Origin of the sequence: Cupriavidus sp. WS, from assembly GCF_000395345.1 — a bacterium.
GTDB lineage: Bacteria > Pseudomonadota > Gammaproteobacteria > Burkholderiales > Burkholderiaceae > Cupriavidus > Cupriavidus basilensis_B.
This window is the reverse complement of sequence record NZ_AQPL01000137.1, coordinates 1-7,801: the sequence shown is the minus strand read 5'-3', so window position 1 is coordinate 7,801 and position 7,801 is coordinate 1. Positions and strand designations below refer to the sequence as shown.

General features: G+C 72.6%; 8 protein-coding genes. 4 read left to right on the top strand and 4 right to left on the bottom strand.

The window, feature by feature from the left end; all coding sequences use genetic code 11:
- Positions 1-542: amidohydrolase family protein (locus tag K206_RS0112935; protein WP_029043573.1), on the bottom strand; the 542-nt coding region annotated here is incomplete at its 3' end.
- Between the two features lies 1 nt (position 543).
- Positions 544-1,446 (bottom strand): MurR/RpiR family transcriptional regulator, encoded by a 903-nt coding sequence (locus K206_RS0112930; RefSeq protein WP_020202837.1) that lies wholly within the window; start codon positions 1,444-1,446, stop codon positions 544-546.
- 161 nt (positions 1,447-1,607) lie between these two features.
- On the opposite strand from K206_RS0112930, the gene K206_RS0112925 reads away from it, so the two are divergent.
- The 4 genes from K206_RS0112925 to K206_RS0112910 all read left to right on the top strand — a co-directional run bounded on the left by K206_RS0112925 (position 1,608) and on the right by K206_RS0112910 (position 6,421).
- Positions 1,608-2,876, top strand: a complete 1,269-nt coding sequence (locus K206_RS0112925; protein ID WP_029043572.1) for an amino acid deaminase — start codon at positions 1,608-1,610, stop codon at positions 2,874-2,876.
- Between the two features lie 53 nt (positions 2,877-2,929).
- Positions 2,930-3,865 (top strand): sugar kinase, encoded by a 936-nt coding sequence (locus tag K206_RS0112920; protein ID WP_020202835.1) that lies wholly within the window; start codon positions 2,930-2,932, stop codon positions 3,863-3,865.
- A 103-nt stretch (positions 3,866-3,968) separates the two neighbouring features.
- On the top strand, positions 3,969-4,610 hold the full coding sequence (gene eda, locus K206_RS0112915; protein ID WP_020202834.1) for a bifunctional 4-hydroxy-2-oxoglutarate aldolase/2-dehydro-3-deoxy-phosphogluconate aldolase: 642 nt from the start codon (positions 3,969-3,971) through the stop codon (positions 4,608-4,610).
- A 140-nt stretch (positions 4,611-4,750) separates the two neighbouring features.
- The gene (locus K206_RS0112910) at positions 4,751-6,421 is read left to right on the top strand and encodes a phospholipase D family protein (protein ID WP_020202833.1); all 1,671 of its coding nucleotides are present in this window, start codon (positions 4,751-4,753) and stop codon (positions 6,419-6,421) included.
- 119 nt (positions 6,422-6,540) lie between these two features.
- On the opposite strand, the gene K206_RS0112905 is transcribed toward K206_RS0112910, so the two are convergent.
- On the bottom strand, positions 6,541-6,672 hold the full coding sequence (locus K206_RS0112905) for an entericidin A/B family lipoprotein (protein WP_020202832.1): 132 nt from the start codon (positions 6,670-6,672) through the stop codon (positions 6,541-6,543).
- A 127-nt stretch (positions 6,673-6,799) separates the two neighbouring features.
- Positions 6,800-7,801 (bottom strand): EAL domain-containing protein (locus K206_RS0112900; RefSeq protein ID WP_020202831.1); only part of this gene is annotated, 1,002 nt, incomplete at its 5' end.

The following is a 7,801-nucleotide window of genomic DNA, read 5'->3' as shown; positions in this document are numbered from 1 at the left end:
GTGGCGGCGCGGTCGAGCCGGTCCATGTGGTTGCTGCGCAGCGCGGTGTGGCCGACCAGCGCCGCCACGTTGACGGCGGGCCGCGCGTCCCGCACGGCCTGCACGTAGCTGCCGAAATCCGGGTAGCGGAAGGCTTCGGCGCCGCCGAGCAGGTTCATCGGGTCGGGCGGCTCGCCGCGCAGCGCGACCGGCGCGGCGCTGATGCCGCAGTTGCCGACGATCACGGTGGTCACGCCCTGCGAGAGCTTGGGCGTCATCTGCGGCTGGCGGACGACGTTGGTGTCGTCGTGCGTGTGCACGTCGATGAAGCCGGGCGCGAGCACCAGGCCGTCGGCCGCCACCACCTGCGCGGCGCCGGCGGGATCGAGGCCGCCGCCGTCCTCATCGTCGTCCAGCATGGCGATGCGCGCGATGCGCCCGGCGCGCAGCGCCACGTCGGCGCGGCGCGCCTCGGCGCCGGAGCCGTCGAGCACGGTGGCGCCGCGGATGAGCGTGTCGAACGGCGGCAGGCCGGACGGCGGGGTGTCGGTCGAGGCGGGCATGTCAGTCTCCGAGCGGCTGGCGGCTGTCCGCGGCGCCGGGGCCCGCGCTGCCGCGGTGCGCGTCGAGCACGAACTTGAGCCGGCGCAGCCGGTCCTGGCTCTGCTCCTGCTGCAGCAGCGCGAGCTGGGTGGACAGCACGTCCATCACCAGCAGCATGGCGTAGCGCGAGGCCGAGGGCTTGAAGATGAAATCGGTTTCGAGCGTGCGCACCGGCAGCAGCACGTCGGCGCGCGCGGCCAGCGGCGAACCCAGCGCGGTCACGGCCACCAGGCGCGCGCCGTACTCGCGCGCGATGTCGCAGCTGGCCAGCATCTCGGGCACGCTGCCGGTGGCGGAGAAGGCGAGCACGACGTCGTCCTTGTGCAGGGTGGCCGCCACCATCTTCTGCAGCAGCGCATCCTGGTAGCTGGCCACGGGGCGGCCCAGGCGGGCCAGGCGGTAGCGCGCCTCGTCGGCCATGAAGGACGAGCCGCCACCCATGCCGAAAGCGTAGACCATGCGCGCGTCGAGCAACAGGCGCGCGGCGCGCCCGATGTGGTCGGGGTCGATCAGCTTGCGGTTGACTTCCAGTGCGTCCAGGATGTCCGCATGGATGCTGTCGGCCAGCGTGGCCGGGGCCGGCTCGGCCGTGCGCGCGCCCTGCGCCTGCAGGAAGCGCTGGCCCACCGCGGTGGCCTGCGCCAGGCGCAGCTTCAGGTCGCGCACGTCGCGGCAGCCGATGGCCTTGGCAAAGCGCGTCACGCTGGCTTCGCTCACGCCGGCCTTGCGCGCCAGCTCGTTGATGCTGGTCGCGGCCGCGCCGGCCAGGTCCTCCAGGATCACCTGGGCGACCTTCTGCTCGGCCAGGCGCAGCGTGGGGCCGCGCTCGGCGATGCGGGAAAGGATGTCGAAGGACGCGGACATGGACGGGAGCGTAGGGCGAAGCGTAAGGGCGGAACGTGCGCGCATCCGCCGGCGCCGGCAAGGTTCGGCACGCCACGGATGTTACTTTATAACAAGGGTGAAATATCGTAATTTCAAGGCTATCATTACGTCAATCGGAATTTTGCGCAGTGATGACAGAGATGCATGAAATAAAGTACCAGACCGGTATGATCGATCCGCTCAACAAGGCGCTCGGCAAGCTGGAGGCGCCGCTGGCGCCGGCGGCCGCAGGCCAGGTCGGCTGGCAACTGCTGGCCGAGGACCTGAGCCTGCCGGCGGCGGTACTGTATGAAGAGCGCCTGGCCCACAACCTGGCGTGGATGCGCCGCTTCATGCACGAATACGGCGTGCAGCTCGCGCCGCACGGCAAGACCACGATGGCGCCCAAGCTGTTCGCGCGCCAGCTCGAAGCCGGCGCCTGGGGCATCACGCTGGCCACCGCGCACCAGACCGCCGCGGCCCATGCGCACGGCGTACGCCGCGTGCTGATGGCCAACCAGCTGGTGGGCCGCCGCAATATGGAGATCGTCGCGGACCTGCTGCGCGATCCCGGCTTCGAGTTCTTCTCGCTGGTGGATTCGCCGGAACTGGCGGATCAATTGGGCGCGTATTTCAGCGGCCGCGGCCAGACGCTGCAGGTCCTGCTGGAGCTGGGCGTGGCGGGCGGACGCACCGGCGTGCGCGACGCGCGCCAGCAGGCCGCGGTGCTGGCGGCGCTGGCGCGCTGGCCCGGCGCGCTGTCGCTGGCCGGCGTGGAAATCTACGAAGGCGTGCTGAAGGAAGAGGCCGACATCCGCGCCTTCCTGCAACGCACCGTGGCGGTCACGCGCGAGCTGGCCGCGGCCGGCCGCTTCGGCCGCAGCCCGGTGATCCTGTCGGGCGCGGGCTCGGCCTGGTACGACGTGGTGGCGGAGGAATTCGCGCGCACCGAGATCGGCGCGCCGCTGGACATCGTGCTGCGCCCGGGCTGCTACCTGACGCACGACGTAGGCATCTACCGCGCAGCGCAGGAGCGCATCCTGGCCAGCAACCCGGTCGCGCAGAAGATGCGCGAGGGCCTGCTGCCGGCCTTGCAGCTGTGGGCCTACGTGCAGTCGGTTCCCGAGCCGGAGCGCGCCATCGTCGGCATGGGCAAGCGCGACGCGGCCTTCGATGCCGGCATGCCGGTCCCGGCGCGGCTGTACCGGCCCGGCGCGGCCGCGCCGCAGGCGGCGCCCGCGCACTGGGAGGTGAGCGGCATGATGGACCAGCACGCCTACCTGCGGATCCGCGCCGGCGACGACATCCGCGTGGGCGACATGATCGCCTTCGACATCTCGCATCCGTGCCTGACCTTCGACAAGTGGCGCCACATCCCGGTGCTGGACGGCAGCCTGCGCGTGACCGACATCGTCCAGACCTTCTTCTGACCGCCACGCACGGAATCACGGAACCACGGAACCTCCTGAAGGACGCCCGCACCATGAGCATCGACATCCTGGCTTTCGGCGAAGCGCTGGTGGAGTTCAACCAGCAGCCCGACGACCCCGCCCGCTACCTGCAGGGCTTCGGCGGCGACACGTCCAACTTCTGCATCGCCGCGGCGCGCCAGGGCGCGCGCACCGGCTACATCAGCGCGGTGGGCGACGACAGCTTCGGCGAGCGCTTGCTGGCGCTGTGGACGCAGGAGCGCGTCGACACCCGCCACGTGCGCGTCGACGCCGGCGCGCCGACCGGCGTGTACTTCGTCAGCCACGACGCGCACGGCCACCGCTTCGACTACCTGCGCAGCGGCTCGGCGGCCAGCCGCTACCACCATGAATACCTGCCGCACCACGCCATCGCCGAGGCGCGCTACCTGCATGTGTCCGGCATCAGCCTGGCCATCAGCACCAGCGCCTGCGACACCGCGCTGGCGGCGATGGAGCACGCGCGCAAGGCCGGCGCCAAGGTGACGCTGGACACCAACCTGCGGCTGCGCCTGTGGACGCTGGCGCGCGCGCGCGGCATCATGCGCGAAGCCTTTTCGCTCACCGACGTGTGCCTGCCGAGCTGGGACGACATCACCGTGCTGACCGGCCTCGACGACCGCGACGCCATCGTCGACCACCTGCTCGGCTGCGGCATCGGGCTGGTGGCGCTCAAGCTGGGCGAGGAGGGCGCCTACGTGGCCACGCCCGAGGCGCGCTCGCTGGTGGCGCCGTACCCGGTGCGGGCGCTCGACGCCACCGGCGCCGGCGACTGCTTCGGCGGCAGCTTCGTGGCGCGCCTGGCGGCCGGCGACGATCCGTTCGAGGCCGCGCGCTATGCCAACGTGGCCGCGGCGCTGTCCACCACCGGCTACGGCGCGGTGGCGCCGATCCCGGCCACCGAGACCGTGCTGGCCCGGCTGGCGCAGTCGGTTGCCGTGATTGCCTGATTTTTCCGGTCTTTCCCGCTTCGCGCGGTCTTCGCGCGCGACCGGTTCGCTGTTTTTTCGTGCCCTCGTCGGCTTGTCCGACCTACCTGACTGAATACCCGTCATGCAAACTCAATCCTCCCTGATCGAACGCTTCGCCGGCGTGCCGGTGATCCCGGTGCTGGAATTCTCCTCGGTCGACGAAGCGCTGCACGTCAGCGAAGCGCTGATCGGCGGCGGCCTGCCGGTGCTGGAAATCACGCTGCGCACGCCGGTGGCGCTGGACGCCATCAAGGCGGTGGCCGCGGCCTTCCCCGAGGCGGTGGTCGGCGCCGGCACGGTGCTCACGCCGGCCCAGCTCCAGGCCGTGGGCGAGGCCGGCGTGCAGTTCGCCGTGTCGCCCGGGCTGACCCCGGCGCTGGCCGTGGCCGCGCAGGGCGCCGGCGTGGCGCTGCTGCCGGGCGTGGCCACCGCCAGCGAGGCGATGGCCGCGCTCGAAGCGGGCTTCCAGTTCCTCAAGTTCTTCCCGGCCGAGGCCGCCGGCGGCATCCCGATGCTCAAGTCGCTGTACGGCCCGCTGGCCCAGTTGCGCTTCTGTCCCACCGGCGGCATCGACGCGGCGCGCGCGCCGTCCTACCTGGCGCTGCCCAACGTGGTGTGCGTGGGCGGCTCGTGGGTGGTGCCCAAGGATGCCGTGGCCAAGGGCGACTGGGAGCGCGTGCGCGCGCTGGCGCGCGAGGCGGCCGCGCTGCGCAAGCCGGCCTGAGCGGCCGGAAGCGTCCCCGGGTGGCCGCCGCCTTGGCCGCCGTTTTGCCGGGCACGTCGGACAAAGGCGGATAGCCGCGCCTGGCGCGAGCTCCTAAGCTTCCGGTATCGGGTCCTGGATGGCCCGCGGCTGGAGGCGGCATGCTGGTGCGATTCACGGTGACGGCGGCGGTGACGGCGGCGGGGGCGGTGGCGCGAGAGCGCCGCGCCGGCCCGGCATGGATCGCCCGCCTGGCGCGCGCGCTGGCCTGCGCGCTGGTGCTGGCCACCGAGGGCTGCGCCAGCCTGCCGCGCGACGTGCCGCGCCAGCCGAGCGCGGCGCTGGCCGATCCCGCCGCCACCGCGCTGGGCCGGCTGGTGGCGCAGAGCGCGCCCGACCCGGCGCTGTCCGGCTTCCACGTCATCACCTCGGGCGAGGAAGCCTTCGGCACGCTCGTCACGCTGGCCGACCGCGCCACGCGCACGCTCGACCTGCAGTACTACATCATCGACGCCGACGAGTCCTCGCGCGAGATCCTGCGCCACGTGCGCGCCGCCGCCGGGCGCGGCGTGCGCGTGCGCGTGCTGGTCGACGACCTGCACAGCGACGGCAAGGACCGCGCCTTCCTGCGCTTCGCGCGCCACCGCAACATCGAGGTGCGGATGTTCAACCCGTTCCCGGCCGGGCGCTTTTCCAGGCTCACGCGCATGGTGTCGTCGGCGGCGGACATCCGCCGCATCAACCGGCGCATGCACAACAAGGCGTTCATCGCCGACAACGCGCTGGCCATGACGGGCGGGCGCAATATCGGCAGCGCCTACTTCCTGCGCGCGCCGGACACCAATTTCGTGGATCTCGACGTGATCGCCGCCGGCCCCGCGGTGCGGCGGCTGTCGGCGGCGTTCGACCGCTACTGGAACAGCCCGCTGGCGATTCCGGTGGAGGCGCTGGCCAGCCCCGAGGAACTGGCGGCGTCGGCCGAGCCCGCCAGCGCGGCGAGCCCGGAGCCGGGCTTGGCCGACCCGCGGACGGAGTCCGGGCGCGGCGAATCCCGGGGCGCGGCGCCGCCGGCGCGCATCGATCCGCGCGCGAGCTTCCTGGCGCGGCAGCTCGCCGGCGACGGCAAGCTGCCGCTGGAATGGGCCGCGGCCAGCGTGATGGTCGACACGCCGGACAAGGCCTCGCCCGACAAGGCGCCCGAAGGCGAGGACACGATGGTGCGGGAACTGGGCCGCATGCTGGGCGGCGCGCAGCAGGAAATCATCCTGATCTCGCCGTACTTCGTGCCCGGCGACGCGGGCGTGGCATGGATGGCGGGCCTCGTCGGGCGCGGCGTCAAGGTGCGGGTGCTGACCAATTCGCTGGCCGCCACCGATGCGCCGATCGTGCACGTGGGCTACCGCCGCTACCGGGCGGCGCTGCTGCGCGCCGGCGTGGAGCTGCACGAGCTGAAGTCGCGCCCCGGCCGCCCGCAGCGGGCGGTCGGCGATTTCACGTCCTCGCAGGCCAGCCTCCACGTGAAGGCCGCCGTGGCGGACCGCGCCAACCTGTTCGTCGGCTCGATGAACTTCGATCCGCGCTCGGCCAGCCAGAACACCGAGACCGGCCTGATCATCCGCAGCCCGCGCCTGGCGCAGCAGGTCGCGCAGTTGTTCGCCGGCGCCATCGACGACAACAGCTACCTGCTGCGCTTGTCCGACACGGGCGCGGTGCAATGGGTGGATGGCAAGGGGAAGGATGCGGCCGTGCTCGATACCGAGCCGGACACCACGTGGTCCAGGCGGCTGTGGATCGACGTGCTGGCGCCGTTTACGCCGGAGGAACTGCTATAGCCGGAAGCGCCGCCGCGGTCCGGGGAACCGCTGCCAGGCCGCGGCAACAACGCAAGAAGCCGGCGCGATGCGCCGGCTTCTTGCCGCCGGGCGCCCGTGCGGGCGCCCGCGCGTCCGGCTTACTTGCTGCGGTCGGCAGCGCCTTCGAGCTTCTGGCCACCCTTCTGGATGTCCTGGCCGAGGCCTGCCATCGTATTGCAGCCCGCCAGCAGGGTGGCAAGCAGAACGCAGAAGATCCATCCTTTTTTCACGCCAGACTCCTTTTGGTCGATTTGTCCGCCGCAATTTTACCGTTGTTGGCGCGCTTCATTGGGGTACCCGGCACGGCATTTTGTAACTTTTTCACGGTGCGCCGCCGCGCCGCCGCGAGGCTGCGGCCTATGGCTGCGCCAGCAGCTCGCGCACGCGCGCGCGGATGGCCGCATGCGTCTGCGCCAGCCAGTGCGCGGGGAAGGGCTGCGCGAGCAGGTAGCCCTGCACGCTGCCGCACCCCAGGCGGCGCGCCCCGGCCAGCTGCCCGCGCGTCTCGATGCCCCTGGCGCAGACCGCCAGGCCCAGTTGCCCGGCCAGTTCGCAGGCGGCCCGCATGTGCGCCGCGGCGGTGTCCTCGCGTCCGGGCCGGCCAGCGCCGCCGGGGGCGCGCGCATCGAGCATCAGCAGGTCCGGCCGCAGGCGTTCCAGGGCCGCGTGCAAGGGCTCGCGGCCCGGCGCGCCGGCGCGATCGCACAGCGCGATGCGCAGGCCGGCGTCGCGCAGCGCGGCGAGCCTGCCGGCGGCCGCGCGGTCGCCCGCCGGCACGGCCGCCGCGGGGATTTCCAGGCGGACCCGGGCGGGGTCGAGCCGCAGGCGCTCCAGCGTGCGCAGCAGCGTGCCGGTCAGCGGCGGGTCGTGCAACTGCGTGCCGGAAACCGGGAAACTCAGCTCGAACGGCTCGGCGATGCCGGGGCTGGCCAGCAGCGGCAGCGCGCTTTCCATCAGCCAGCGCGCCACGTCGCCGATCAGGCCCCGCGATTCCAGCGCGGGCAGGAAATCCTGCGGCGCCACGCGCCCGAACTCGGGGTTCTGCCAGCGCAGCCTAACCGTGTAGCCGGCGATCTCGCCGCCGGCCAGCATGGCCCGCGGCTGCAGGTTCAGCGTGAGCTGGCCGCGCGCCAGCGCGTGCGGCAATGCCGCCAGGACCGGCGAGGAGAGCGGGGACGGCGCCGTGCCGTCGGCGCCGGCAATGCCGTCGCCGCCGCGCTTGCGCACGCGCAGCATGGCGTCGCAGGCCTGGCGCACGGTGCGTTCGGCGGGCAGGGCGGGGTCGTCCGGCGCGACGCCGATGCTGGACGACAGGAACAGCTCGAAGCCGTCCTGCCGGAACGGCCGGGCGAGCGCGCC